The organism is Erwinia sp. (assembly GCF_049696395.1).
In the GTDB taxonomy this organism is placed as follows: Bacteria; Pseudomonadota; Gammaproteobacteria; order Enterobacterales; family Enterobacteriaceae; genus Erwinia.
This window is the reverse complement of record NZ_JBAVTT010000053.1, coordinates 22,394-47,711: the sequence shown is the minus strand read 5'-3', so window position 1 is coordinate 47,711 and position 25,318 is coordinate 22,394. Positions and strand designations below refer to the sequence as shown.

Here is a 25,318-nt window from a genome sequence, read left to right as displayed (position 1 = left end):
GGCGAGCCTGATCAAATGTGACGTAAGGTGTTGAACAGCGCAGTCCATTCGCTTTGCTGGCGACAGAAGACTGGCGGTTTGCCGAGCGGGGCATCAACGGTGACTTCACCGCCCTGATGCACTTCACCGGTCCACACATTCACCCAGTTGTCCTGCGGCAGATAGAGCGTCCAGTCGCGGCGGCCCTCTTCATAGACGGGAGCAACCAGCAGATCGCGGCCAAACAGGTACTGGTATTTCAGTGTGTAGGTGCGTGGATCCTCCTCGTAATGCAGGAACAGCGGGCGCATCACCGGCAGGCCGCTTTTGGCGTTCTGCGCCACAGCGTCTTTGATGTAGGGCTTCAGAGTGGTGAAGACGGTGGTCATCCGCGCGAAGTGGGCGATGGTTTCGGCATCGCCATCAAACTGCCAGTTATCTCCTGGGCGGTTACCTTCGTGGGTGCGCATCATTGGCGTAAAGGCGCTGAAGTCGCACCAGCGCAGCAGCAACTCTTTGCTGCGTTTCATCTCGAACAAGGTGGTATAGCCGCCGATATCGCTGTGATGCAGGCCCTGTCCGGTCATTGCCAGCGACAGCGCCGCAGGAACGACCGAGGCCAGCCCATCGTCCAGGCTCCAGTCGACGTTCTGATCGCCTGCCCACATCATCAACGAGTGCTTCTGGCTGCCGGTGTAGCCCGCGCGCATAAAGAACAGGATTTCCCCGAGCTTGCCGGTCTCCTCCAGCGCGTCGTAGTTACATTTCGCCCACAGCGCAGGCCAGGCGTTATGCATGATCTCCGCACTCACGCCGTTGTGCAGGAAGGTATCTGTCGGCAGATATTCGCCAAAATCGGCCATCCAACCGCCGCAGCCCAGCTCGATAAGGTTCTTTTTGATCACCTCTTTGTACCAGTCGTAGGCTTCTGGATTGGTCAGATCGATAATGCCTGCGTAGAACTCGCCGAACTCAACATGGTAATCCTCGCCCTGAGCATCTTTGGTCAAATAACCACGTTTAGAGGCCTCTTCGCACAGGTCTTTATCGCTGGCGAGATACGGATTGATGTAGGAGAAGAACTTCACGCCTTCGTCGTTCCACTGCGGGATGCGTTGATCAAGCTGCGGATACAGCTCGCTGTTCCACTTCCAGTTCCACATCACGCGCTTGCCGAAAGAGGTCATACGAATACCGGACCAGTCCTGCGCCCAGATGCCGTTGACCTTCACGCCACCGTTTCGCAGGGTGTCCAGCTTGTGCTGGCAAACCTCCGTCCCGCCCTGAATGCCAAGCGTCACGCCGTCGTAAACCCAGTCCGGCAGCGCAGGCTGACGGCCCAGTAGTCCGGTCAGTTTTTCCAGCAGATCAACGTAAGTTTCGGCACATTCGAAGCGAAGCGTGGCGTTATCTTCCCAGAAAGCCAGCTCGTGAAAATCCGGAGCGCTGAAGTCGAAATTCATATAGCAGCTGTTATCGACGTGGCAGTAATACTTCTGCGTGCTGACGAACGTCGGCTGTGGGAAGAAGGTCCAGTAATAGTCACCGCCCGCGTTCTCTTTGCAGTCGGCTTGCCAGGTAACGTAAGTTTGTTTGTTACGGCCCACGCCCTGTTCGCTGGTCCACAGCGGGAACGGTTTGCCGCGCAGGTCGAAATAAGAGAACTGCTCGCCACAGCCGTAGATATGATCCGCAGGCTCGGCTGCCAGCCGCAGCCAGATGCGGTTATGGCTGGTGGCATCATTTTTAAGTTTCAGCTCAAGGCGGCCCTGCTTATCAGTGCCGACCAGCAGCGTGGCGCTCACCGTATCGCCACGCGTAAATCGGATCGCCCAGCCCGTGCTTTGTGTCGTGACCGTTGCGTCCGTCAGGGCGATTTTTTCGTTGAGCTTGTCTTTGATGCTGAAATTGCCACGAAACATCTCAATGTCCGCTTCGCCTGCGCCAATCCACAGGCAAGGCGATTGCGGCGTGTGACACAGGATCAGGCGGTCCTGAAACGACAGGCTAAAGCCATTGTCACGGGTAATCACTTTTAATTCAGGGTATTGCGAAGCCATAATGACCTCCATTGTAGGGTAAGGGTTCTTTTTTTAGTTATTCGCAGCCAATCTCAAAGCCCATCTGATGAGTGTCGCCAGGCCGGAGTCGTATCAGGTCAATGCCGGAGTTAAAAGCATCCGGAGGACAGCTCATTGGTTCTACGGCAAGGCCTTTTCTTTCCAGTTTTTCACCAGAGTAAATCTGTATCCACGGCTGGCTGGAGCGCAGCCAGACGGCCATCGCACTTTGCGGGTCCGTTAACCTGACTTCCCAGCGAGACCCGGTGTCCAGCGGGTGAAAAGTGTGGTCGATGTACGTCGAGCCAATCTGGCGCGCTGCCTCAAAATCCAGCGTATTGACCACGCAGAACGTAGATGACGGAACGTCAAAAATCTGACAGGCGGGCAGCTGCAGTTCGCAGCGGTTAATGTGCTGCTGATTGCAGGTCAGATAGGGGTGAACGCCCGCGCCATAGGGCGCAGTACGATCGCCGATATTTTTACTGAGAATACGGGTGCTCAGGCCCTCAGACTCATCCAGCTGGTAAGTGACCTCAGCGGCAAGCATAAAAGGGTAGCCATAGGTCGGCGGCAAAAATGCCGTCAACGTGACGTTTGAAGGCGTCTGCTCGGCAATCTGCCAGTTCTGCCACGCCAGCAGCCCATGGATCGCCGTACTCGATGCGCGATCGTTAATGGCGGGCGTCAGCGTTTGCCCTTCAAACTGATAGCAGCCGCCAGTGATGCGGTTAGGCCAGGGAATTAACACTTTCCCCAGATGGGCTAACGGCAGCTCTTCAGGTGCATGGGGGATCACCACATGGCGCCCCCGATGCCTCAGGGAAGCCAGCCCTGCGCCCACCGTGACAATTTCAGCCCGGTAATCGCCCGCCTTCAGGACGAGGGTTGTGCCACTTTTATGCATGCCCGTTCTCCTGAAATTACTTCGCGTTGCAGTCCAGCAATCCGGCTGCGACGGCAGGGGCAAGCCCTGGGGCGAGCGGCAGGCGAGGAATGACCAGGCAGTGCAGCAGATGATAAATATCCTGTTTGCCGTCCCAGACTTTGGTGGTCACTTCGTTGTTGATATCCAGCTCCTGCCACCAGGAACCGTTTTCGTAATCCATCAGGTACTTGATGCAGTACTCCCACCAAGTCTGATACCAGGTTTCGTATTGGGCCTCGCCGGTAACGGTATACAGCGCATAGGCGGTGCCCATTGCCTCGACAATCGGCCAGCGCACGCGCTCGCGAACAATAGGCTTACCGTCCCAGCCAACGGAATAGACAAAACCATCGGCCCCGTCCGGCGCCCAGGCGTCGCGGATCGTGGCGTGAAACAATCCTTTGGCATCTTCCAGCAGCCACTCCGGCGATGTTTCAAAGCGAGCCTCCAGCGCGGCGCGCAGGTGTAGCATCAGGCGGCCCCACTCAATCCAGTGGCCCGGAGTGCCGCCGTAAGCGCGGAAACGGTGCGCCGGATTGTCTTTGTTGTAATCGCGGATGGGGTTCCAGTTCGTGTCGAAATGCTCGTTGACGCGATACTCACCTTTGCGGGCGACATCGTGAATAATCACCGAAGCAATGCGCAGGGCACGGTCGAGCCACTTCCGGTCGTGGGTCACGTCGTACACAATCAGGAAGGCTTCTACAGCATGCATATTGGCGTTGCCGCCGCGGTAATCCTCCGTTTTGCTGAAGGCTTCATCCCAGGATTCCAGGCACATCTGCTCCTGTTCGCTCCAGAAGTATTTTTCGATTACCTCGATAGCGTCGTCCAAAAGCTGGCGGGCTTGCGGATGGCCCGTCGTCACGGCGCTGGCCGCGCCAAGCAACACGAAGAAATGCTGATAGCCCTGCTTGGAGGCATCGACCACGCCTTCGTCATTCACGCAGGCGTACCAGCCGCCGTACTGCTTATCGCGTAGCGCACCGTTCAGGGCGTTGATGCCGTGCTCAACCAGCGCGTAAGCGCCAGGGCGGCCCATCGCGGCAGCAACGGCATAGACGTGTAGCATGCGGGCAGTGACCCACAGATGGGTCCCCATATCCGTTTTCACCTGCCCGGTATTGCCCAGCCAGCCAAAACCGGTCGGGACGGCGGCGTTCTTGCCAAAATCAAAAATGCGGTCGGTCTCTTGTTCGAGCCAGCGGTTGTGGCTCAGCGTGTTAAACCATTTCATTGTTCAACCCCTCTTTCAGCGACTTGCCATCATTTCGTCAACAATCTCACCCAAACGCTGCAATTTCGGCACAGAGACATCGCGCAGCATCAGTTCAGTGTCCGGCAGGCCCACCACCGAAGACCACACGGCGCGACCGGCCAGGAACCCGGAGGCGCCTGCCTGCATCGCAACACGAACGGCGCGCGGGAAGAGTTTGTCATCGACGCCGGAAGAGAGGATCACCCACGGCATGGCGATCTGCTCATTGAGAGTTTGCGAGGCGGCCAGCAGTGCTTGCTGGGTCCCTTTGCCGAACAGCGGCATTTCGACTTTGTAGAGATCGGCCCCGCTATCACCCAGCTCTTTTGCTGCGTCGATAATGGCCTGCTCACGGTTGAAGGCTGCGCTACGGCGCGGTGGGCGCACTACCGGCTCGATAATGCTCAGCAGCCCGTTGTTGTGACACAGCTGAGTAAACTCGCTCACCATCTCCAGACGCTGCTGCGCGTCTTCATCGCTACGCCACAGCACCAGCAGCTTCAGTGCTTTCCCGCCATCGCGTTTGACTGCCTGCGCATCGATGCTTTTATCAATCACCACGCTGTCCACCGGAATACCGTTGCCCGGAATAAACTCGTCAGCCGCGACGATCGTGGCGCAGCTTTTGGCCACCGCGTGTTGCTCGACGACCTGGCGATAACAGAACTGCTGATCGACCAGAATGGCGGAGGCATACGGCGACAGAATTTTTGCCGCATTCACTTTGAAGTCGGTTAAGTGTCCATCTGTCACAGGAGCAGGCGCGCCTGCAGCGGCAAACATCATGCGCATCGCTTCGCGCTGATCGACGGCAAGCATGGCAAAACCGCCGGAAGGTCGGGTGATATCTTTCAGGGTGTAGGTGGTCATTCAAGAGTCCTTTTTACTTATCAATGATGAGGTTTCAGCCCGGCGGATGCGCGAACCTGTTCGAGGATGGCCGTCCAGTCTTCGCGTCCGCGTCCGGCGGCGCGAGCCTGGTTATAAACTTCACGAGACGCCGCGCCGAGCGGCATCGGAACGTGCAACTGGTTCGCCACGTCCAGCGCGATCCCCAGATCCTTGTGCGCCAGGTCAATCATAAATGCTGGAGACAGATCGCCTTTCAGCACCTTGTTCGGCCATGAGGTGGTGAAATGGCCTTTACCGGCAGGCGTGCCGCTCATCACTTTAAGCGCCACGTCGAAGGAGAGCCCTAACGCCTCGCACAGCACGGCGGCTTCGGCGGAAAGGGCGTTAAGGGCAATACTCATGTAGTTGTTGATGAGCTTGACGCGGATCCCCATTCCGGGACCACCGGCTTCGATAAGCTCATTACCCATCGCCATCAGCACCGGTGAAGCGCGCTCTACCTGCTGCGCCGTGCCGCCCGCCAGTAAGAGCAGCGTGCCTGCAATCGCGTGATCGGAGGTGCGCCCAACCGGAACGTCCATCATGCTGAACCCTTTAGCGTGCATGTCGACAATGAGTTTGTCGGTTTGCAGCGGGTGAATGGTGGACATATCCATCACCAGCGCCTCGCGGGATAACCCTTCACAAATGCCGCTTTCACCGAACAGCACGGTACGAACCACATCGCCGTTCGGCAGCATGGTGATAACGAATTCGGCGCCTGCTGCTGCGTCGGCAGGCGTGGCTGAGCCCTTCGCGCCTTTCTCGACCAGCGCCTGCACCGCCTTCGGATTCATATCAAAAACGGTAAGCTGATGGCCCTGTTTAAGCAGATTGCTCGCCATCGGCGCGCCCATTTGCCCTAAACCTATAAATGCGATTGCTGACATGCTTCTCTCCCGCCGGTAGGTTGTTGTCACTGTTTGTCTGTTACTGAGCGTTTGTATTGTCTTTTTCTGATCGTATTTGTAATTTATAGTCAAAAAATTGACAGGGGTCACTTTTTAAACATTTGATGAAATTAAAATGTCAGCATTAGAAAACGGAAAAGGAATCACCATGACTCGAATCGCCTGTGTGGGCATTACCGTGCTGGATCGTATTTGGTATCTCAGTGACTTACCGAAAGAAGGGGGCAAATATGTGGCAACTGACTACAAGGAAGTGGGTGGCGGTCCGGCGGCAACTGCGGCGGTGGCAGCGGCGAAACTGGGCGCAGAAGTGGACTTTATTGGTCGAGTGGGCGACGACGATACCGGCAACAGGCTGCTCGCGGAACTTGAGTCTCTGGGGGTAAATACCCGTTATACGCGCGTCTTTAAAAGCGCTCGCTCCTCACAATCTGCGGTGCTGGTGGATGCCAGCGGCGAAAGAATGATTACCAACTATCCCAGCCCGGATTTACCTGCTAGCGCGGACTGGTTTCAGGGTCTCGACTTTTCCCAGTGGGACGTGGTGCTGGCGGACGTGCGTTGGCACGAGGGCGCGAAGCAGGCCTTCAACATGGCGCGCCAGCACGGCGTTATCACGGTGCTGGATGCGGATATCACTCCGCAAGATATTGCCGAACTGGTCACGTTAAGCGATCACGCCGCGTTTTCTGCCCCTGGTTTGCAGCGCCTGACGAGCCTCACCGAGCCCGAAAATGCGCTGAAAAAAGCACAAATGCTCACAAATGGACATGTCTATGTCACCTACGGGAAGGAGGGCTGCTATTGGCTTGATAATGCTCATCTTTCTCATCAGCCCGGTTTTAGCATTGACGTCGTGGATACCACCGGCGCGGGGGATGTCTTCCACGGCGCACTGGCGGTAGCGTTGGCGCAAAAAGAGCCTGTGTCAGACGCGGTACGCTTTGCCAGCGCGGTGGCTGCGCTGAAATGCACACGGCCCGGCGGACGGGCCGGAATACCTGATTGTGATCAAACACGCTCTTTTTTGTCACTTTTTGTATAAAATGCGGGGAATGATGGTTTTTAGAGGACAGCCCATGAGCCTTACCGAAATGACCGGTAATCCGCGGCACGACCAACTGCTGACGTTGATCGCCGAACGGGGTTACATGAACATTGATGAACTGGCGCAGCTGCTTGACGTCTCTACACAAACCGTACGCCGTGACATCCGCAAGCTCAGCGAACAAGGATTGATTACCCGCCATCACGGTGGCGCGGGGCGCGCTTCAAGCGTGGTGAATACGGCGTTTGAACAGCGTGAGGTTTCACTGACTGAAGAGAAGCGGGCGATAGCAGAAGCCATTGCCGACTATATTCCGGACGGATCGACGATTTTCATCACCATTGGCACCACGGTGGAGCACATTGCACGGGCGCTGCTCAATCATCATCATCTGCGTATTATTACCAACAGCCTGCGTGTGGCGCATATTCTCTACAAAAACACGCGTTTCGAAGTGATGGTGCCGGGGGGCACGTTGCGCCCGCATAACGGCGGGATTATTGGACCTGCCGCGACGGCGTTTGTGTCGGGTTTTCGGGCGGATTATCTGGTCACCAGCGTGGGTGCTGTTGAAAATGACGGCGCGATGATGGAGTTTGACGTCAACGAAGCCAGCGTCGTCAAAACGATGATCGCCCATTCGCGGCATATTTTACTTGCTGCCGATCATACGAAATTCCATGCGTCAGCCGCCGTTGAGATTGGCAACGTTGCGCAGGTGACCGCGCTGTTTACCGATGAACGTCCCGGTGCGGGAGTGCTAAATATCCTTAAATCGAGCCAGGTTGAGCTGGTCGACGTCATTTCCAGCGACGAATCTCAGGCTGGCTGACTCTCCTTCTTACACCCCGGTTCACTATGTGCCAGCTTTTTACCTCTCTTTTTCTAAGCTGAGTCTGGCGCATAGCCAAAGCTTACCTTTCCCGCTACAGTTATTTCTCCACGGCACAAAAGGAGATGAGCATGCTGTATATCTTTGATTTAGGTAACGTCATTGTTGATATTGATTTCAACCGGGTTCTTGGTGTCTGGAGCGATCTGGGACGCGTACCGCTGTCTACACTGCAAAGCCGTTTCCAGATGGACGAGTCTTTCGAACAGCACGAACGCGGTGAAATCAGTGATGAAGAGTTCGCGGAAAAAATGTGCGAACAGCTGGATATCGCTTTAAGCTTCGAACAGTTTGCCGCTGGCTGGCAGGCCGTTTTTGTTGGCGTGCGACCAGAAGTGATTGCCATCATGCACAAGCTACGTGAGCAGGGCGATCGCGTTGTTATCCTCTCCAATACCAACAAGTTGCATTGTACTTTCTGGCCGACTCAGTACCCGGAAGTGCAGAAGGCGGCGGATAAGCTTTATCTCTCCCAGGAGATGGGACTGAGAAAGCCTGAGCCCGAAATCTACCAGCAGTTGCTGAATGCCGAAGATGAATCCGCTCAGGAGGCGATTTTCTTCGATGATAATCTTGCCAACATTGAAGCGGCGCGGGCTTTAGGTATTCACAGCGTGCATGTTACCGATGCCAATGTAGTGCCGATGTTCTTCAGCGACCGTATCTGAATGAGTCAAATTAACCATTACCGACACCGACTGCGTGCTTTTTGGGGCTGGCTCAAATTACTGTGGGAACGCATCAATGAAGATGCGATGACCACGCTGGCTGGTAACCTTGCCTATGTGTCGTTGCTGTCACTGGTACCGCTGGTGGCGGTAGTTTTTGCGCTGTTTGCCGCCTTTCCGTCTTTTGCCAATGTCAGTGTTCAGCTGAAGGCATTTATTTTTAATAACTTTGTTCCTTCTTCGGGTACGGTGATCCAGAGCTATCTTGAGCAGTTTGTTGCCAACGTGAACAAAATGACGGCGGTGGGCGCTTGCGGGCTGGTGGTCACGGCGCTGCTGTTGATGTACTCCATTGATACCGCACTGAACACCATCTGGCGGAGCAAACGTAAACGCCCGATTGTTTACTCGTTTGCGGTGTACTGGATGATCCTGACGCTGGGGCCCTTGTTGGCGGGGGCCAGTCTGGCCATCAGCTCCTATCTGCTCTCGCTGCGCTGGGCGTCCGTGACGGGCGTCAGCTGGCTGATTGACTATGGGCTGAGGATTTTCCCGTTACTGCTCTCCTGGCTGTCATTCTGGCTGCTCTATAGCATCGTGCCGACTCGCCAGGTGCCGGGAAAGGATGCGTTGATTGGCGCGCTGGTAGCCGGGCTGCTGTTCGAGCTGGGGAAAAAGGGCTTCGCGCTGTATGTTACGATGTTCCCTTCGTACCAGTTAATTTACGGTGTGCTGGCGGTTATCCCCATCCTGTTCCTGTGGGTTTACTGGACCTGGTGTATCGTATTATTGGGGGCCGAAATCAGTGCCACCCTTAGCGACTACCGCCTGATGAAACTAGAAGAACAAAAAAAAGAAAATGAGGAAGTATGATTGCCTTAATTCAACGCGCGCTGAGCGCCAGTGTGAAGGTGGCAGGAGAAACCACCGGCGAAATCGGCCCGGGATTGCTGATCCTTTTAGGCGTGGAAAAAGGCGATGACCAGCAAAAAGCCCAGCGTTTATGCGATCGGGTTCTGGGTTATCGAATTTTCGGCGACGAAAACGACAAAATGAACCTGAATGTCCAGCAGGCTGGCGGCAGCCTTCTGGTAGTCTCCCAATTCACCCTCGCTGCCGACACGCAGAAAGGTATGCGTCCCAGCTTCTCCGGCGGTGCCGATCCAGCTGACGCTGAGCGGTTGTATGAAGCCTTTATTGGCTGCTGCCGGGAAAAGGGGATCGTCACGGAAACGGGGCGTTTCGCTGCCAATATGCAAGTTTCGCTGGTCAATGACGGACCGGTGACGTTCTGGCTGCAGGTTTGAGGCAGCTGGCTGAACGGCAGGGAGGCGTTGCGGGCTCAGAGAGAGAGAACCACTTTATGTATCACCTTCGGGTTCCTGAAACAGCAGAAGAGCTGGATACCTACTATCAGTTCCGCTGGGAAATGCTTCGTAAGCCGCTCCATCAGCCGATGGGCTCAGAGCGGGATGCCTGGGATGCGTTAGCGCATCATCAGATGGTGGTGGATGAGCGCGGTGAACCGGTAGCGGTTGGCCGCCTGTATATTAATGCGGAAAATGAGGCTGCTATCCGCTTCCTGGCGGTTCATCCTTCCGTACAGGGCAAAGGGCTGGGTACCCTGGTCGCGATGACGCTGGAGTCTGTGGCGCGTCAGGAAGGGGCAAAGCGGGTGGTCTGTAGCGCCCGTGAAGATGCTGTCGAATTCTTTGCCAAGCTCGGTTACATCAATCAGGGTGAAATTACGGTGCCGCAAACCACGCCGGTGCGCCATTTCCTGATGATTAAGCCGGTGATGTCGCTGGACGATATTCTGCACCGCGCCGACTGGTGCGGGCAGCTGCAGCAGGCCTGGTATGATCACATCCCGTTGAGCGAAAAGATGGGCGTGCGCATTTTGCAGTTTACCGGGCAGAAGTTTATTACCACCATGCCGGAAACCGGTAACCAGAACCCGCATCATACTTTGTTCGCTGGCAGCCTGTTCTCGCTGGCTACGCTCACCGGCTGGGGGTTAATCTGGCTGCTGCTGCGGGAACGCCGCCTTGGCGGCACCATCATTCTGGCGGATGCGCATATTCGTTACAGCCATCCCATTACCGGGAAACCGGGCGCAGTAGCGGATTTGGGCTCTCTGAGTGGCGATCTGGACAGACTGGCGCGGGGGCGTAAAGCGCGTGTGCAGCTGGAAGTGGAACTGTTTGGCAATGAAGTGTGCGGAGCGGTGTTTGAAGGTGTTTACATCGTGCTACCCGCCGACAATGAAGGGCCCCTTGAACTGGGCGGATCCGGCGGGTAACGGGAAGGGCGCTGAATTAGCGCCCTTTCTTTTTGCGTCCAGGCTGGGCAAAACGCTTACGGGCAGCGGCGTTTGCCGTGGGCTTTTCAGCTGTTTTCGGGCCACCGATTGTCGGCTTTTTCACGGCCGCTGGTTTGGCCTTCGGTTTGGCTTTCTTCTCCGGGTTTTCTTCGGAGGAAGAGTTCTCGATCAGTCTGAATAACTCGATCAGCTCATCATCGGTAAAATCACGCCATTCGCCAACAGGCAGGCCTTTCAGACTGACGTTCATGATGCGCGTACGTTCAAGTTTGGTCACTTCATAGCCAAAGTGCTTACACATCCGGCGGATCTGGCGGTTCAGCCCCTGAACCAGCGTGATGCGGAACACGAACGGCGCTTCTTTCTTCACTTTGCATTTTTTGGTCACCGTGCCCAGCATCGGCACACCGGCGCCCAGTCCGGTAATAAACTCGTCAGTGACCAGTTTATTTACCGTCACCACGTACTCTTTCTCGTGATCGTTGCCTGCACGCAGGATTTTGTTCACCAGATCGCCGTGGTTGGTCAGGAAAATCAGTCCCTGGGACTCTTTATCCAGACGACCGATAGGGAAGACGCGCTTGCTGTGGTTAACGTAGTTAACGATGTTATCGCGCTCGCCTTCTTCAGTGGTACTGATGATGCCAACGGGCTTGTTCAGCGCGATCAGCACCAGGTCGTCTTCGTTACGAGGCTCAATCAGCTGACCGTTAACCTTTACCACATCCCCGGCAAATACCTGATCGCCCACGGCGGCACGCTTGCCGTTGATAAAAACATTTCCCTGTTCGATATAGCGATCGGCATCACGACGAGAACAGATACCGCTCTCGCCGATGTATTTGTTAAGACGAATGGATGAGTTGGTCAGCATGGTTCCTCCGTAAAAAAACGGACTATACCTTACCTGCGTTACTGCGCGCCAGTGACCTGACCAGCGTGCAGGGTTTGCTGTACGGTTTTATCGCCAGCGGTCGCAGAAAGCGTTCCGGTCACCGTCGGTTTTAAAGGGGCATCAGCCGCCAGATTTCCCTGCGCTTTCAACTGCAGTTCGCCATCGCCTTCCAGCGGAACCGTTGGCCAGCCCCAGTCATGCAGCAGGTTAACCGGCACCTGGCGACCGTTCATTGTCAGTGAGAGGGCGCGTTGTGGCTGTTGGGAAAGGGTCGCCAGGCTCTCAATCATGCCGTTTTTGGTGAACGCGCTCATTTCAGTCACGTTCACTTTGCTGTCGTCAGCAGTCAGGGCAATTGACGGATGGCGCAGGTCCACACGATTAAAGGTGGCTTCAGCAGCGTTGAGGCTCAGGCTGCCTGACCAGATCCCCCACTGATGATCCTTCGCCATCAACAGATTTTGGCCGTTGCCGTCCAGCGAGGTCATCTGGAATGGGAAGGCTGGATTGATATCAATGATCAGATTGCGGTTGGCGGCGAATTTGGTCACTTCCACACTGCTCAGCCAGTCCGGAAGACGGGCCATCCAGCGCTCACGCCAGTTCTGCGGCAGAGTGTATTCCAGGCCAGCAACAGCCAGTTCATCCAGCGTGAGCTTCTTGTCACTGCGGTTCCAGCTCCCTTCAGTGCGGATCAGGCCATTCACCCAACGTGAGCTGAACTGGGTCAACTCCACGCCCTGAGGGGAAAAAGTCAGGTTCGCAATCGGATCGTTGAGCTCCAGGCTGCCGTTCACAAAGGTGCTGGCGTTCATCGATAACGACCCGTCCTTGCTCTCCCAGTCACCGTTTTTCAGGGTGATGTTTTTCAGCGCCATATCCAAATCCGTCACCGCCCAGTCCGTTCCCTGCAGACGGGCATCGGTCATATCAATGCGATCAAAATGGACGGAAGGCAGGGCTAACAGTGGGTCAAGGAAGCCGCTGAGGGTTTTATCGGATTGCAGGCGGATGCTGTTGAGACGCAAATTGGCGACGTCCCAGTTACCTTGAGCATCACGTTGCGCGCTTGCCGTGATCGAGCCTAGTGCGGCATCGGCGCCAATGTTGCTCATCACCAGTTGCTTATTGCTGATGCGGCCCTGGATCAGCACGTTGCTGGCCGGGATACCGTCAATTTCAAGGGAACCCGCACTCATCTGGAAACTGGCATCCCTGCCGATGAAATCACCTGCCTGGGGTTTCCACGGCAAAACGCCGCCATCTACACGGGTTGCCGAAACGGGCAGGCTGCTATCCGGGCTGTTCACGGCCATCTGAGTCAGTTGCAGTTTATCGGCTTGCAGCGGGAGAGGTGCGCCATGGTTGGCAATATTCAGCGTGCCGCTCTCCAGCAAGATGCTGGCGAAATGGAGGGGCTGGGTAAACTGAATCAGACTCAGACCAAGATCGACACGTTTGGCGGTCACCATGGCGGGCTGTGTTTTGTGGCCAAAGGAGACATCATTGAGGATCAGACGATCGGGGGCGGAAAAGTTATGCTCCAGCTTGCTCATCGCCAGCTGATAGTCGGTGTGCGAGCTGATGGTACGGCTGATCCATTTGGCTCCCCACTGGGTTTGCACCACAACATAAAGAGCCACTACTGCCAGCAGGAGGATCAGCAGAATGGTCAGCAGAATTTTTCCGATTACTTTCATGGCATCTGTCCCTGTAAACATCGGGTAAAAGGTTGTTATGCCTGATTTATCATCGAAGCTCAACTCTCAGCAGAGGCAGAGGGCCCGAAGACCCTCTACGCATCCCCACAGGATGACACAAGACGAGATTACTTTTCCTGTGGAAACAGCAGATTCAGAATGATAGCAGTGATCCCGCCAGCGGCAATGCCGGAAGAAAGTAACGTTTTCAACCAGTCAGGTGCGAATTGCAGGATCAGCGGCTGCTGAGAGACGCCAAGACCCACGGCCAGCGACAGGGCCATAATCATGATCGCACGACGGTTTAGCGGCTCCCGGGAAACAATTCGCACCCCTGAAGCTGCAATCGTACCGAACATCACCAGTGTCGCTCCGCCCAGTACAGGTTCTGGAATATGCTGCACAAAGCCACTAACCGCCGGGAACAGACCCAGCACAATCAGCATCAGTGCCACCACAAAGCCGACATAGCGGCTTGCCACGCCGGTCAGTTGGATCACCCCATTATTCTGCCCGAAGCACGAGTTAGGGAAGGTGTTAAACAGTGCAGAAACGAATGAGTTCAGCCCGTTTGCCAGCACGCCACCTTTCAGGCGCTTCATATAAAGTGGCCCAGTCACCGGTTGCTCTGAGACATCCGAAGTGGCCGTAATATCCCCGATGGTTTCCAGTGACGTCACCATAAAGACCAGCATCAGTGGGATCAGCAAATTCCAGTCGATGCCCAGACCGTAGTAGAACGGGGTTGGGAGGGTGATCAGCGCCTGATTCGCCGGTGCGGTGTTTTCAGGCAGCATGTCGAGCGCCCAGGCCAGCAGATAGCCAACGGCCATCGCAATCACCAATGAGGCAACGCGCAGATACGCGTTACGTTGGCGGTTAAGCAGAATAATCACCAGCAGTACCGCACCAGCCAGCATCAGATTCTTTGGCGCGCCGAAGGTGTGATCGTTCATCGCCGCAAAGCCGCCGCCAATTGAGGTCAGGCCAACCTGGATCAGCGACAGGCCAATAATCATCACCACAATGCCGGAAACCAGCGGGGTGATCACGCGGCGGGCAAGGTGCAGAAAGCGCGAAAGAACCATTTCCGTGCAGGAGGCCAGCATCAGTGTACCGAACAGGGCGGCCATCATGGTTGGTACGTCTGCGCCGCCATTTTTCAGCGTCATTCCGCCCATAATTAACGGAGTAACGAAGTTAAAACTGGTTCCCTGAATGGACAGTAAACCAGAGCCAATCGGGCCCCAGGTTTTAATCTGCAGCACGGAAGCCACGCCCGAAGCGAACAGCGACATGCTGATAATGTGCTGAGTATCCTGCGCCGGCAGACCCAAAGCCTGACAAATTAATAAGGCTGGGGTGATCACCGCCACAAACATCGCCAGCAGATGCTGACAGGCTGCAAACAGGGTTTGCGGCAGCGGAGGACGATCTTCCAGGCGGTAGATTAACTCACTGTTTACCGGTGGAACTGGCGTGCGGCTGGCATCTGCATTGGGGATATTGGCGGACATTCTCTGGCTTCTCTGGCGAACAAAGTGGCGATTTTAATCGTCTGGAGAGCAAAAGCAAACGTTTGCCGGGGGTTGTTCAGGCTTATCGCAGCGAAACGGCTCGCTGTTCACTAGACTAAGGGGAAGCACGTCCACTGAGAGAGGAACAAATGCAGGTATTTATTATTGGTGCAACGGGTGGCGTCGGCAGCCGTTTAAGAAAGAGTCTGGTCAAGGCCGGGCATCAGGTGACCGGTGTTTACCGCAGCGAAAGTCAGGTGGATGATCTGGTCGCGGATGGGGTTAAACCGGTTAACGTTGATCTGATGAACACCAGCGGTGAAAAGCTGGCTGAGGCGATGAAAGGCTGCGACGCTGTGGTGTTCTCTGCCGGAGCAGCAGGCGCGGGTATCGAACAGACTGACGGCATTGACGGACGCGGCTGCAAATTTGCGGCTGAAGCGGCCAGGCTGGCAGGTATAAAACGCTTTCTGCTGGTTTCTGCCTTCCCTGAAGCCGGTCGGGCCAGGAAGATCTCGCCAACTTTCGAACACTATATGCAGGTAAAAAAGCAGGCTGATGTGATGCTGGCGGCAACCGCGCTGGACTGGGTTATTCTACGCCCAGGCACGCTGGTTAATGAGTCAGGTACGGGGAAAGTGCGCCTGGGTCTGGCTATTCCTTATGGCACGGTGCCAAGAGCCGACGTCGCTGCGGTCTTGCACAGCCTGATAGATCAGCCTGAGGTAAAGAGAGTCATCATTGAGTTGACGGCCGGTGAGCAGGCCGTCAATGAAGCGGTGGCAGGGCTGGCTTGTTACAGCGGTCAATAACGGTCAGGCGTTGGTGTAGCGCTGAGTTTCTGGCAGCCAGCGCTCAATCAGCGACTGGGCCTGAGCCGGATAGTGCTGGTGGATATGGCGGGCCACACGCTGAACTTCGGGGATCATTGCGGCATCACGCAGTAAGTCCGCCACTTTGAATTCAGCGTTGCCGGTTTGCCTGGTGCCGAGCATTTCGCCCGGCCCACGGATTTCGAGATCGCACTGTGCAATCACAAAGCCGTCATTGCTGTCGCGAAGCACCTGCAGGCGCTTCTGAGCCGTTTTGCTCAGCGGCGCCTTATACAGCAACACACAATGCGAGGCGATTGAACCACGACCTACACGGCCGCGCAGCTGGTGGAGCTGAGCCAGACCCAGTCGTTCCGGGTTTTCAATGATCATCAGACTGGCGTTGGGGACATCCACGCCCACTTCAATCACCGTTGTGGCGATCAGCAGGTGGATATCACCCTGTTTGAATGCCAGCATCACCGCCTGCTTTTCCGTTGGCTTCATGCGGCCATGCACCAGGCCAATGGTCAATTCAGGCAGGGCAAGCTTCAGTTCTTCCCAGGTGGCTTCTGCCGCCTGAGCCTCCAGCTGTTCAGATTCTTCAATCAAAGTGCAAACCCAGTAAGCCTGACGGCCTTCTTCGCTGCAGGCGCTCTTCACCCTGGCGATAATATCGGGTCTTCTGGTATCCGGAATGGCGACCGTGGTCACCGGCGTTCTGCCCGGCGGCAGCTCATCGATGGTCGAGGTATCAAGGTCAGCATAGGCTGTCATCGCCAACGTCCGTGGGATCGGCGTGGCGGTCATAATCAGCTGGTGAGGATGGAAACCCTGCTCTTCGCCTTTTTCCCATAGCGCCAGGCGTTGATGCACACCAAAGCGGTGCTGTTCATCAATAATCACCAGTGCCAGGCCGTTGAACTGCACCTGCTCCTGGAAAATGGCGTGCGTGCCGACGATCATCGAAACCTGACCGCTGGCAATGGCTTCCTGCTGAGCCAGTCTCGCTTTGCCTTTCTGTTTTCCTGCCAGCCAGCCGACTTCAATCCCCAGCGGTTCAAACCACTGGCGGAAGTTGTTGGCGTGTTGTTCAGCCAGCAGTTCAGTGGGCGCCATGAGCGCAACTTGCTTGCCGTAGGAGATGACGTGCAGCGCGGTAAGTGCGGCGACCAGCGTTTTACCTGATCCTACATCACCCTGAACCAGACGCATCATCGGGTAGTCGTGCTCAAGATCCTGTTCAATTTCACGCACCACACGCGCCTGTGCGCCTGTCGGGCTGAAAGGTAGCGCCGCCAGTAATTTATTACTCAGATCATGGCGTGCAGGCATGGATAACGCGTGGTAACGCTGAGCACCAGCGCGGACCGCAAGCATACTGAGATTGTGCGCCAGCAGCTCTTCCATGATCAGCCGCCGTTGGGCGGGATGCTTGCCGTGCTCCAGTTCCGCTAATGCCATATCCGGCGGCGGACGATGCAGCGTGCGCAGCGCGTCTTTCAGGCTGATCATACCCTGGCTTAATTCTGGCGGCAGCAGTTCGGCAATGGCGCAGGTATCCAGCAGAGCGAGTGCCTGATCCGTCAGATTGCGCAGAGTAGCCTGGCGGATGCCCTCGGTGGTGGAGTAGACCGGTGTCAGCGTTTCCTGCAACTCAACCACGCTGTTGTCGCCCTGAACGCGATATTCCGGATGGATAATCTCCGCTCCTCGTTGGCCACGTTTCACTTCGCCATAAGCGGTGACGCGTTTGCCGGGAGAGAGACTGTTTTTCATGCCAGCGTTGAAATTGAAAAAACGCAGAGTGAGGATGCCGCTGCCGTCACTGATCTGACAGGTCAGCATTCGCTTGCGGCCGAAGGAGATGTCGCTTTGCAGCACTTCACCTTCTACCGTGGCATAAACATTGGGGAGGAGATCGTTAATCGCGTAAAGCTGGGTGCGGTCTTCATAGCGTAGCGGCAGGTGCAGCAATAAATCCTGCACGGTCACCAGCCCCAGCTTCGCCAGTTTGCCTGCCTGACTCGCGCCAACGCCAGACAACGAATTCAGCGGGACGGCATCCAGCAGGCGGCCGGTCATTTTCTGCGTACCGAAGCTTGCATGGTGTCCCACCACTCCGGATCGGCTATCACTTCACCGAGATCATTAATTTCCGGATAAGGCAGGCCTTTGTGCTTCGCTACGCGCGCCAGCACCGGATAGCCGCCTTCAAACAACAGACGCTGCTGCTCACTGTACTCCAGCGTGCTTTCCTTCCGCTGATACATCCCGGCGTTCTGCCGCTGGCGCTGTGCTTCATACAAGATTAACGCGGAGGCTACAGAGACATTCAGCGACTGCACCATGCCAATCATCGGTATAATGATGTCCTGATCGGCAAGGTCGAGGGCTTCCTGAGTGATCCCGGTTTTTTCCTGTCCCATCAGAATGCAGGTTGGACGGGTGTAATCAATCTCACGGAAATCGACTGCTTTATCAGACAGATGGGTTGCAAGAATTTGCATGCCCTGGCCTTTCAGGTGGCTTACGGCTGCAGAAATGGTGCCGTGCGTTTTCACCTGGACCCAGCTGTTGCTGCCGGCGGCTGAGGAGACCATGGTGCGCATCCGGCTGCCAGGCCAGACCGCATGGACTTCGTGTACGCCAACAGCGTCCGCTGTGCGGATCACAGCGGAAACGTTATGGGGCTTATGAACCTGTTCCATACAAACGGTCAGGTCGTGCTGACGGGCGGCCAGCATCTCCAGGATGCGGGCATAGCGTTGAGCATTCATGCGTTAGTTTCGGTTGCGATGAACTTTAATCACGTCCGGCATTACGCGGATTTTACGCATAATATTCGCCAGGTGGACGCGATCGCGTGCCGTCAGACGGATAAAGGCGCTGTAAACCCGGCCATCTTTTTCTTCCGTATTCAGGCTCTGGATATTGGACTCAGCCGTATTAATTGCCGCGGTCAGGTTCGCCAGCGCACCCTGGTGGTTGAACATATCCACCTTGATCTCCGCCACGAACTCATGCTCGGTGACTTTATCCCACTCGACGGCCATGTATTTCTCTGGCTCTTTCTGCCAGCCGCGAATGTTACGGCACGACTCATGGTGCACAACCAGACCTTTGCCCGGACTGACGTGCGCCACGATCGGATCGCCTGGAATAGGGCGGCAGCATTTCGCGAAGGTGATCAACACGCCATCGGCGCCTTTAATCGGCATTTTACTGCGCGAAGAAGCACCAGAAGGCTGCGGTTGAGCTGGCGTGGCGTGTTCTCCCTGCTGCAGATTCTTCGCCACCACAACGCTCATCGCATTGCCGAGGCCAATTTCAGCCAGCAGGTCATCCATCGACGCCAGTTTCATTCTTTCCAGCTCATGCTGAACATTTTCAGGCGGGATTTCGGCCAGTTTACGGCTTCCACCCAGCGCATGATTCAGCAGACGGCGGCCAAGGCTGACGGAGTCTTCACGCTTGAGGTTTTTCAGCAGCTGACGGATTTTCGCCCGGGCTTTCGAGCTCACCACAAAGTTCAGCCAGGCGGCGTTAGGACGCGCACCCGGAGCGGTGATGATCTCGACGGTTTGCCCGCTGGTCAGCGGTTGAGAAAGGGGATACGGCTGACGATCGACTCGTGCGCCAACGCAGGCATGTCCGATATCGGTATGCACGGCGTAGGCAAAGTCGACCGGCGTTGCGCCCGCAGGAAGTTCGACAATGCGGCCTTCCGGAGTAAAAACGTAAATCTCATCCGGGAACAGATCGGATTTCACGCTTTCGATAAATTCAAACGAGCTACCGGCACTCTGTTGCAATTCCAGCAGGCTTTGCAGCCAGCGCTGGGCGCGGATCTGTGCGGTAGTACTGCTTTCACCTTGCTCTTTATAAGCCCAGTGCGCCGCGACACCCATTTCTGCCATCTGATCCATATCTTCGGTACGGATCTGCACTTCAACCGGCACGCCGTGCGGGCCAATCATGGAAGTATGCAGCGACTGATAGCCGTTAGCCTTGGGAATAGCGATGTAGTCTTTCACCCGACCCGGACGAGGTTTGTAGAGGCTGTGCATCTGCCCCAGAACCCGGTAACAGGTATCGAAATCACTGACGATCACCCGGAAAGCATAGATATCCATAATGGAATGGAAACGCTGTTCTTTCAGGTGCATTTTGCAGTAAATCGAATAGAGGTGTTTTTCCCGACCACTGACGCGACAGGGGATCCCCGCTTCCTGCAGACGACCGTCAATTTCAGAGAGGATTTTCTGGATCATCTCTTTACGGTTGCCGCGGGCCGCTTTAACCACTTCTTTAATGACGCGGTAGCGGTTGGGGTAAAGTGCTTCAAAACCCAGCTCTTCGAGCTCAGTTTTCAGGTGATGAATACCCAGGCGGTGAGCCAGAGGGCTGTAAATTTCCAGCGTCTCTAACGCGATGCGCCTTTTTTTGTCCGGACGTAATGCTCCGAGGGTACGCATATTGTGGGTACGGTCAGCGAGTTTGATCAGAATGACGCGGATATCCTGCACCATCGCCATGATCATTTTGCGGAAGTTCTCCGCCTGCGCTTCTTTTTTATCGCGGAATTTCAGCTTATCGAGTTTAGAAACCCCTTCGACCAGTTCAGCAACAGTCTGACCAAACAGCTGTTCCATGTCCTGATACGTAGCGGGAGTGTCTTCGATAACGTCGTGCAAAAGCGCGGCCATGAGCGTTTCATGGTCGAGCTTCATTTCAGCAAGAATGCAGGCCACGGCTACCGGGTGGGTGATATAAGGCTCACCACTGGAGCGCGTCTGTCCCTCGTGAGCATCACGTGCGACAAGGTAAGCTTGCTTGAGGCGTTTAATCTGATCCTCAGGCAAGTATTTTTCAATCAGTTGATTGAGACTCTCGAACAGATACAAGGGCGACCTGCAGGCTGGTGATTAACGACGACCTTCAGCGATAGCGGTGACTGCCTGCAATTCAGCGGCTTCCTGCTCATGCTGTTCCTGGCGATCACGGACATCCAGAATCTGGTTGGTGATCAGACCTTCTTCGATTTCGCGCAGCGCGATCACGGTAGATTTGTCGTTTTCTTCCGGAACTAACGGATCTTTACCGCCAACCTGCATCTGACGTGCGCGACGAGCCGCGACCAGAACCAGGTCAAAACGGTTACCAATTTTCTCTACTGCGTCCTGAACGGTTACGCGTGCCATAAGTGTGATACTCCACGGGTGACGAAATGACTGGGCATCATACTGAGTTGTCCTCAGTCTGCCAATAGTTTGCTGATTAATGCGTCATGACGGGATTTTTGACGGCCCATACGCAGACGCTCAGCGCGAATGATGGTTTTCAGATCGGACACCGCCTGATCGAAATCATCATTCACAATAAGGTAATCATACTCCGCGAAGTGGCTCATCTCTGCCACGGCCTGAGCCATGCGCTTGGTGATAACCTCTTCGCTGTCCTGGCCGCGACCACGCAGGCGGCGATCCAGTTCATCTTTCGACGGCGGCAAGACAAAAATGCTGCGTGCCTGTGGCATTTTCTGGCGGATTTGCTGCGCGCCCTGCCAGTCGATATCCAGAAACACGTCCACGCCGGTCGCTAATACCTGCTCGATCGCTTTACGCGAGGTGCCGTAATAGTTGCCAAACACTTCCGCATGCTCAAGGAAAGCTTCTTCCTTAATCATGTCGCGGAATTCGTCATGGTTGACGAAAAAGTAGTGTTCGCCGTGATGCTCACCGGGACGCACTCCCCTCGTAGTGTGGGAAATGGAAACCTGGGTATCGTACAGCGGCTGCGTTTTCAACAACGCGTGAATCAAGCTGGATTTTCCCGCCCCGCTGGGAGCAGAAACAATAAAAAGTGTGCCTTGAGCCATGATTATCTTGATATGCCAATAAAGCGGAGTCTACTTCCTGCACAGTATACACGGCTGATGCCCTTCATGCAGCGTTTCAGCGCCCTGGTGGCGCATTTTCTCAGAATATGGAAAGCCGGTCGCGGTATCGATGCAGCTTTTCATGCTAAGCGAATCAGTTTTCGAGCCGTATTCCAGCCCCGTTTTTTGCCCCTCGCCAACCGTTCTCATTTTGCTTTTAATCTCCTCAGCAGAGTGAAGGGAGTGCAGGGATGAAAAATATCTGGGTAGTGTTGGTCTTTTTCTGTGTCGCCGCGCGGGCTTCCTGCCCGGTCTGGACACCCGCGAGGGCAGAGCAGGAAATGAAGGCGCTGCAAAATCAGCTCAGCGAGTGGGATGATGCTTATTACCGGGCAGGTAAAGAGAACGTCCCGGACGACCGCTATGACGCGCTGGCGCAAAAGTATCAGGCATGGCAACAGTGCTTTGCCCCGGCCAGCGCTCTACGCCAGCCTGAACTGGCCCGAAACGGAAAAATTTTCCATCCGGTTGCCCATGTCGGGGTGAAAAAGATGAGCGATCAGGATGCTCTTTCACGCTGGATGGAGGGAAAGGGCGTGCTTTGGGTACAGCCCAAAATAGACGGTGTGGCCGTCACGCTGCACTACCAACAAGGAAAACTGACCCAGTTGATCAGCCGGGGAAATGGATTGCAGGGGGAAGACTGGACGGAAAAAGCCCGCTTTATTCCCGACATTCCTCAGCAGGTCTCGCTGGGCTCTGCGTCTGTCACCCTGCAGGGGGAACTCTATCTGAAGATGACCGGTCATCAGCAAGTTTTACAGGGTGGGGCGAATGCCCGATCTAAGGTGGCTGGAGCCCTGCGGCGCAGTGAACCTTCAGAAACGTTAAACGGGCTGGGGATTTTTATCTGGGCCTGGCCGGATGGCCCGGCAACGTTACAGCAGAAAACAGCCAGGCTTCGCGAAGCGGGTTTCCCGTTGATGGCAGAGTGGAGCAAACCGGTGCGGGATGCTCAAGAGGTTGCTGGCTGGCGGGAACGCTGGTTTGCTCAACCGCTGCCTTTTGTCACCGACGGCGTTGTGGTGCATAGCCAACCCGGCAAAGGCGTTTACTGGCTGCCGGGGGAGAACGCCTGGTCGGTGGCCTGGAAATACCCTCCGGCGACGGTGACGGCAGAAGTGCGTTCGGTGGACTTTCCGATTGGGCGTACCGGGAAAATAAGCACGGTACTGAATCTTACGCCGGTGAAGCTGGATGATAAGCAGGTCAGTCGCGTAAATGTTGGGTCGCTCCGCCGCTGGTTGGAGGCCGATATTGTGGCTGGCGATCAGGTTGCCATCAGCCTGGCGGGGCAAGGCATTCCAAGGCTGGATGCGGTGGTCTGGCGTGTGAAGGATCGAACATCTCCTGCGATGCCTGACGCCAACTTATTCCATTCTTTGAGCTGTTTTAGCGGGACGCCGATCTGTCGTGAGCAGTTTCTCGCCCGGCTTGTCTGGTTGAGTGGTAAAAACGCGTTGAATATGTCCGGTGTCAGCAAAAGTAGCTGGCAGCTGATCATGCAGTCCGGGCAGCTTTCTCATCTTTTCTCATGGCTGACCTTAACCTCACACCAATTAAGCCAGATCCCCGGTATCCCTGCTGCAAAAGCCAGACAGCTGTATCACCAGTTCAACCAGACTCGTCAGCAGCCGTTCAAACGCTGGGTTAAAGCGTTAGGCGTGCCGGTGCCTGATAAGGCTTTGCACACTCTGGATAATGACAGCTGGCAGAGCTTGCTCTCGCAGAAGTTAACCGACTGGCAGCGTCTGCCCGATGTTGGCGAGCGGCGTGCAGGTCAGATAGTGGCATTCCTTCAGCACCCTGATGTGCAGTCGCTAATCGCTTTTTTACGCACTGACCCAGCGCCATCAATCAGTGTTCAGCATGAGGGTAATTGAAAATGGGCAGACCAAGCTTAAATCGCAGCGCCAGCAAGCGGGCGATAAAGCCGAACAGCAGGGTGATGGTGATCACCACTTCGTGGGAAAGCGGGGTTTTCAACATCAGGATATAGATCCAGCCAGAGGCGAAAGCGATGCCGGCATAGAGCTCTTTCTGGAACACCAGCGGGATGCGGTTGCAGAACATATCGCGCAGCACGCCGCCAAACACACCGGTAATTACCGCGCAGATTGCCGCAATGATCGGCGCGTGGCCCATATCCAACGCCACTTTGGTGCCGATGATGGAAAACACCACCAGGCCAAGGGCATCCAGCACCAGGAACACTTTGCGCAGGTGCGGCATTAAGTGGGCAACCTGGGTGGTGACCACCGCGGCAGCGGCCACGATGATGATATAGACCGGGTGTTGCACCCAACCGAGTGGGTAATGCCCCAGCAGCATATCCCGCACCGACCCACCGCCAATGGCGGTAACGGAGGCGATGATGATAACGCCAAACATATCCATTTTGCGTCGCCCTGCTGCCAGAGCGCCGGTCATGGCTTCAGCGGTGATACCGATGATGTAGAGAACAGTAAGTAACATAGCCAGCTCCAGAGTGATCGGCGGCAAGCCTGCAGGATCTACAGCAGATTGACGATTGATTTTTTTTAAGGCTTGTTCAGCTAAATTAGTTTAGCTAATCCGAATTGTCATCAGGAGATGAAAAAGGAGAGCAAAAATGAGGGCAGGAGAAGTTTTTAAACTGTTAGCCAGAGGCATCCACCCGGAAACAGGTGAGCTGTTACCTGTGGGGTCGGCGGTGCATTTGCCAGAGGCCATCAGATTACTTTATTCACTGGCAGAGGAATTTTCAGATGACAATGTCTCCGGGATTAAGCGCAAAGAGAAGCTAAAGCTCACGCCTGACCAGCGGCGTGAGAAGAACCGATCGGAAGGGAAACCGGCGAATGCTTATCTGCCGTGGGGTGAGGAAGAAAAGTTGCGGTTGCAGGAGGACTTTCAGAACGACATCGGCATTCTCTATCTGGGGGAGCTGTATGAGCGGTCACCGCGCTCTATTGCACTTCAGCTGGAGAAAATGTCGCTGATCACCGCAGAAGAGGCGGCCGCCTATGATTAAATATTAGGGCAGCCTACTCAGGCTGCCTTAGCCCTCTTTTCCCTTTAGTTCTTCTTCACAAACTCTGATTTCAACTTCATTGGGCCAAAACCATCGATTTTGCAGTCAATGTTGTGGTCGCCTTCTACCAGACGAATGCTTTTGACTCGGGTGCCGATTTTTAGTGGCGTTGAGCTGCCTTTCACTTTTAAATCTTTGATCACGGTGACGCTGTCGCCATCGGCCAGCAGGTTGCCGTTAGCATCTTTCACAATCAGCGCGTCATCTGGAGCGGTCTCAGCCCCTTCTGACCAGACGTGACCGCACTCAGGGCAGTTGAAGAGCGCGCCATCTTGCCAGGTATAGTCGGAGTGACACTTCGGGCAAGGAGGAAGGGTTTGCATAGTAAGCCTCAGTAAATCCATAGAAAGTCAGGGGGCATTTTAGCCTGGCGACCGGCTTTAGCCCACAATAAAACGTGGATGAAAGCCTGAGTAACTTAT

General features: G+C 55.4%; 25 protein-coding genes. 10 read left to right on the top strand and 15 right to left on the bottom strand.

What is annotated here, in order from left to right; translation table 11 throughout:
• Positions 1-11 precede the first annotated feature (11 nt).
• The 5 genes from WCC56_RS07505 to yihU are packed head-to-tail and all read right to left on the bottom strand — an operon-like array spanning position 12 to position 6,006.
• Complete coding sequence (locus tag WCC56_RS07505; RefSeq protein WP_424691773.1) at positions 12-2,039, bottom strand: alpha-glucosidase; 2,028 nt, start codon at positions 2,037-2,039, stop codon at positions 12-14.
• Positions 2,040-2,076: 37 nt separating this feature from the next.
• On the bottom strand, positions 2,077-2,946 hold the full coding sequence (locus WCC56_RS07500) for an aldose-1-epimerase (RefSeq protein ID WP_424691772.1): 870 nt from the start codon (positions 2,944-2,946) through the stop codon (positions 2,077-2,079).
• Positions 2,947-2,962: 16 nt separating this feature from the next.
• Positions 2,963-4,204 carry a sulfoquinovose isomerase gene (gene yihS, locus WCC56_RS07495; protein WP_424691771.1) on the bottom strand — a complete coding sequence of 414 codons (1,242 nt, stop codon included), beginning with the start codon at positions 4,202-4,204 and terminating at the stop codon, positions 2,963-2,965.
• Between the two features lie 15 nt (positions 4,205-4,219).
• Positions 4,220-5,095, bottom strand: coding sequence for a sulfofructosephosphate aldolase (gene yihT, locus WCC56_RS07490; protein ID WP_424691770.1), 876 nt, complete (start codon positions 5,093-5,095; stop codon positions 4,220-4,222).
• A 20-nt stretch (positions 5,096-5,115) separates the two neighbouring features.
• On the bottom strand, positions 5,116-6,006 hold the full coding sequence (gene yihU, locus WCC56_RS07485; protein ID WP_424691769.1) for a sulfolactaldehyde 3-reductase: 891 nt from the start codon (positions 6,004-6,006) through the stop codon (positions 5,116-5,118).
• Between the two features lie 169 nt (positions 6,007-6,175).
• Between yihU and WCC56_RS07480 the strand changes: the two genes are divergently transcribed.
• The 6 genes from WCC56_RS07480 to fabY all read left to right on the top strand — a co-directional run bounded on the left by WCC56_RS07480 (position 6,176) and on the right by fabY (position 10,937).
• Complete coding sequence (locus WCC56_RS07480) at positions 6,176-7,072, top strand: sugar kinase (protein ID WP_424691790.1); 897 nt, start codon at positions 6,176-6,178, stop codon at positions 7,070-7,072.
• Positions 7,073-7,106: 34 nt separating this feature from the next.
• Complete coding sequence (locus WCC56_RS07475) at positions 7,107-7,907, top strand: DeoR/GlpR family DNA-binding transcription regulator (RefSeq protein WP_424691768.1); 801 nt, start codon at positions 7,107-7,109, stop codon at positions 7,905-7,907.
• 131 nt (positions 7,908-8,038) lie between these two features.
• The gene (gene yihX / locus WCC56_RS07470) at positions 8,039-8,635 is read left to right on the top strand and encodes a glucose-1-phosphatase (RefSeq protein ID WP_424691767.1); all 597 of its coding nucleotides are present in this window, start codon (positions 8,039-8,041) and stop codon (positions 8,633-8,635) included.
• Positions 8,636-9,508, top strand: coding sequence for a virulence factor BrkB family protein (locus tag WCC56_RS07465; RefSeq protein WP_424691766.1), 873 nt, complete (start codon positions 8,636-8,638; stop codon positions 9,506-9,508).
• The gene (dtd, locus tag WCC56_RS07460) at positions 9,505-9,942 is read left to right on the top strand and encodes a D-aminoacyl-tRNA deacylase (protein ID WP_424691765.1); all 438 of its coding nucleotides are present in this window, start codon (positions 9,505-9,507) and stop codon (positions 9,940-9,942) included. The genes WCC56_RS07465 and dtd overlap by 4 nt, the downstream gene beginning before the upstream one ends.
• A gap of 56 nt (positions 9,943-9,998) precedes the next feature.
• Positions 9,999-10,937 (top strand): fatty acid biosynthesis protein FabY, encoded by a 939-nt coding sequence (gene fabY / locus WCC56_RS07455; protein WP_424691764.1) that lies wholly within the window; start codon positions 9,999-10,001, stop codon positions 10,935-10,937.
• 16 nt (positions 10,938-10,953) lie between these two features.
• On the opposite strand, the gene rluF is transcribed toward fabY, so the two are convergent.
• The 3 genes from rluF to WCC56_RS07440 form a co-directional block, all read right to left on the bottom strand.
• Complete coding sequence (gene rluF / locus WCC56_RS07450; RefSeq protein WP_424691763.1) at positions 10,954-11,832, bottom strand: 23S rRNA pseudouridine(2604) synthase RluF; 879 nt, start codon at positions 11,830-11,832, stop codon at positions 10,954-10,956.
• 38 nt (positions 11,833-11,870) lie between these two features.
• Complete coding sequence (locus tag WCC56_RS07445) at positions 11,871-13,553, bottom strand: AsmA family protein (RefSeq protein ID WP_424691762.1); 1,683 nt, start codon at positions 13,551-13,553, stop codon at positions 11,871-11,873.
• A 128-nt stretch (positions 13,554-13,681) separates the two neighbouring features.
• On the bottom strand, positions 13,682-15,070 hold the full coding sequence (locus tag WCC56_RS07440; protein WP_424691761.1) for a nucleobase:cation symporter-2 family protein: 1,389 nt from the start codon (positions 15,068-15,070) through the stop codon (positions 13,682-13,684).
• A gap of 149 nt (positions 15,071-15,219) precedes the next feature.
• Here WCC56_RS07440 and WCC56_RS07435 point away from each other — a divergent pair, with 149 nt between their 5' ends.
• Entirely contained in the window at positions 15,220-15,882 is a 663-nt protein-coding gene (locus tag WCC56_RS07435) for an SDR family oxidoreductase (protein WP_424691760.1), read from the top strand.
• Between the two features lie 3 nt (positions 15,883-15,885).
• On the opposite strand, the gene recG is transcribed toward WCC56_RS07435, so the two are convergent.
• From recG to gmk, 5 genes are read right to left on the bottom strand one after another with little or no spacing between them, the layout of a single operon-like run.
• Positions 15,886-17,967, bottom strand: a complete 2,082-nt coding sequence (gene recG, locus WCC56_RS07430) for an ATP-dependent DNA helicase RecG (protein WP_424691789.1) — start codon at positions 17,965-17,967, stop codon at positions 15,886-15,888.
• Positions 17,964-18,662 (bottom strand): tRNA (guanosine(18)-2'-O)-methyltransferase TrmH, encoded by a 699-nt coding sequence (gene trmH / locus WCC56_RS07425; protein ID WP_424691759.1) that lies wholly within the window; start codon positions 18,660-18,662, stop codon positions 17,964-17,966. The genes recG and trmH overlap by 4 nt, the downstream gene beginning before the upstream one ends.
• Before the next feature lie 3 nt (positions 18,663-18,665).
• Positions 18,666-20,789, bottom strand: coding sequence for a bifunctional GTP diphosphokinase/guanosine-3',5'-bis pyrophosphate 3'-pyrophosphohydrolase (spoT, locus tag WCC56_RS07420; RefSeq protein ID WP_424691758.1), 2,124 nt, complete (start codon positions 20,787-20,789; stop codon positions 18,666-18,668).
• Between the two features lie 21 nt (positions 20,790-20,810).
• Positions 20,811-21,086, bottom strand: a complete 276-nt coding sequence (gene rpoZ / locus WCC56_RS07415; protein WP_004154766.1) for a DNA-directed RNA polymerase subunit omega — start codon at positions 21,084-21,086, stop codon at positions 20,811-20,813.
• Between the two features lie 53 nt (positions 21,087-21,139).
• Positions 21,140-21,706: a guanylate kinase gene (gene gmk / locus WCC56_RS07410; protein WP_424691788.1), complete on the bottom strand. Its 567-nt coding sequence runs from the start codon at positions 21,704-21,706 to the stop codon at positions 21,140-21,142.
• Between gmk and WCC56_RS07405 the strand changes: the two genes are divergently transcribed.
• Together WCC56_RS07405 and ligB are read left to right on the top strand one after the other, a co-directional pair.
• Entirely contained in the window at positions 21,587-22,018 is a 432-nt protein-coding gene (locus WCC56_RS07405) for a hypothetical protein (RefSeq protein WP_424691793.1), read from the top strand. The two genes, gmk and WCC56_RS07405, sit on opposite strands and share 120 nt — an antisense overlap.
• Positions 22,015-23,706, top strand: a complete 1,692-nt coding sequence (gene ligB / locus WCC56_RS07400; protein ID WP_424691757.1) for an NAD-dependent DNA ligase LigB — start codon at positions 22,015-22,017, stop codon at positions 23,704-23,706. The genes WCC56_RS07405 and ligB overlap by 4 nt, the downstream gene beginning before the upstream one ends.
• Here ligB and WCC56_RS07395 read toward each other — a convergent pair.
• The gene (locus tag WCC56_RS07395; protein WP_424691756.1) at positions 23,681-24,298 is read right to left on the bottom strand and encodes a trimeric intracellular cation channel family protein; all 618 of its coding nucleotides are present in this window, start codon (positions 24,296-24,298) and stop codon (positions 23,681-23,683) included. The genes ligB and WCC56_RS07395 overlap by 26 nt on opposite strands.
• Before the next feature lie 136 nt (positions 24,299-24,434).
• Between WCC56_RS07395 and WCC56_RS07390 the strand changes: the two genes are divergently transcribed.
• Positions 24,435-24,836 (top strand): hypothetical protein, encoded by a 402-nt coding sequence (locus WCC56_RS07390; RefSeq protein WP_424691755.1) that lies wholly within the window; start codon positions 24,435-24,437, stop codon positions 24,834-24,836.
• Positions 24,837-24,880: 44 nt separating this feature from the next.
• Here WCC56_RS07390 and WCC56_RS07385 read toward each other — a convergent pair whose 3' ends face one another.
• Positions 24,881-25,219: a zinc ribbon domain-containing protein YjdM gene (locus WCC56_RS07385; RefSeq protein WP_424691754.1), complete on the bottom strand. Its 339-nt coding sequence runs from the start codon at positions 25,217-25,219 to the stop codon at positions 24,881-24,883.
• Positions 25,220-25,318 lie beyond the last annotated feature (99 nt).

Excerpts from the sequence above, each read along its gene's own strand:
- WCC56_RS07445 (WP_424691762.1), bottom strand. The coding sequence starts at position 13,553 with ATGAAAGTAATCGGAAAAATTCTGCTGACCATTCTGCTGATCCTCCTG.
- WCC56_RS07395 (WP_424691756.1), bottom strand. The coding sequence starts at position 24,298 with ATGTTACTTACTGTTCTCTACATCATCGGTATCACCGCTGAAGCCATG.
- trmH (WP_424691759.1), bottom strand. The coding sequence starts at position 18,662 with ATGAATGCTCAACGCTATGCCCGCATCCTGGAGATGCTGGCCGCCCGT.
- yihU (WP_424691769.1), bottom strand. The coding sequence starts at position 6,006 with ATGTCAGCAATCGCATTTATAGGTTTAGGGCAAATGGGCGCGCCGATG.
- WCC56_RS07505 (WP_424691773.1), bottom strand. The coding sequence starts at position 2,039 with ATGGCTTCGCAATACCCTGAATTAAAAGTGATTACCCGTGACAATGGC.
- WCC56_RS07390 (WP_424691755.1), top strand. The coding sequence starts at position 24,435 with ATGAGGGCAGGAGAAGTTTTTAAACTGTTAGCCAGAGGCATCCACCCG.
- WCC56_RS07475 (WP_424691768.1), top strand. The coding sequence starts at position 7,107 with ATGAGCCTTACCGAAATGACCGGTAATCCGCGGCACGACCAACTGCTG.
- WCC56_RS07385 (WP_424691754.1), bottom strand. The coding sequence starts at position 25,219 with ATGCAAACCCTTCCTCCTTGCCCGAAGTGTCACTCCGACTATACCTGG.
- WCC56_RS07500 (WP_424691772.1), bottom strand. The coding sequence starts at position 2,946 with ATGCATAAAAGTGGCACAACCCTCGTCCTGAAGGCGGGCGATTACCGG.
- rpoZ (WP_004154766.1), bottom strand. The coding sequence starts at position 21,086 with ATGGCACGCGTAACCGTTCAGGACGCAGTAGAGAAAATTGGTAACCGT.
- WCC56_RS07465 (WP_424691766.1), top strand. The coding sequence starts at position 8,636 with ATGAGTCAAATTAACCATTACCGACACCGACTGCGTGCTTTTTGGGGC.
- dtd (WP_424691765.1), top strand. The coding sequence starts at position 9,505 with ATGATTGCCTTAATTCAACGCGCGCTGAGCGCCAGTGTGAAGGTGGCA.
- rluF (WP_424691763.1), bottom strand. The coding sequence starts at position 11,832 with ATGCTGACCAACTCATCCATTCGTCTTAACAAATACATCGGCGAGAGC.
- WCC56_RS07435 (WP_424691760.1), top strand. The coding sequence starts at position 15,220 with ATGCAGGTATTTATTATTGGTGCAACGGGTGGCGTCGGCAGCCGTTTA.
- WCC56_RS07480 (WP_424691790.1), top strand. The coding sequence starts at position 6,176 with ATGACTCGAATCGCCTGTGTGGGCATTACCGTGCTGGATCGTATTTGG.
- yihS (WP_424691771.1), bottom strand. The coding sequence starts at position 4,204 with ATGAAATGGTTTAACACGCTGAGCCACAACCGCTGGCTCGAACAAGAG.
- yihT (WP_424691770.1), bottom strand. The coding sequence starts at position 5,095 with ATGACCACCTACACCCTGAAAGATATCACCCGACCTTCCGGCGGTTTT.
- yihX (WP_424691767.1), top strand. The coding sequence starts at position 8,039 with ATGCTGTATATCTTTGATTTAGGTAACGTCATTGTTGATATTGATTTC.
- ligB (WP_424691757.1), top strand. The coding sequence starts at position 22,015 with ATGAAAAATATCTGGGTAGTGTTGGTCTTTTTCTGTGTCGCCGCGCGG.
- WCC56_RS07405 (WP_424691793.1), top strand. The coding sequence starts at position 21,587 with ATGGTTGACGAAAAAGTAGTGTTCGCCGTGATGCTCACCGGGACGCAC.
- WCC56_RS07440 (WP_424691761.1), bottom strand. The coding sequence starts at position 15,070 with ATGTCCGCCAATATCCCCAATGCAGATGCCAGCCGCACGCCAGTTCCA.
- fabY (WP_424691764.1), top strand. The coding sequence starts at position 9,999 with ATGTATCACCTTCGGGTTCCTGAAACAGCAGAAGAGCTGGATACCTAC.
- recG (WP_424691789.1), bottom strand. The coding sequence starts at position 17,967 with ATGACCGGCCGCCTGCTGGATGCCGTCCCGCTGAATTCGTTGTCTGGC.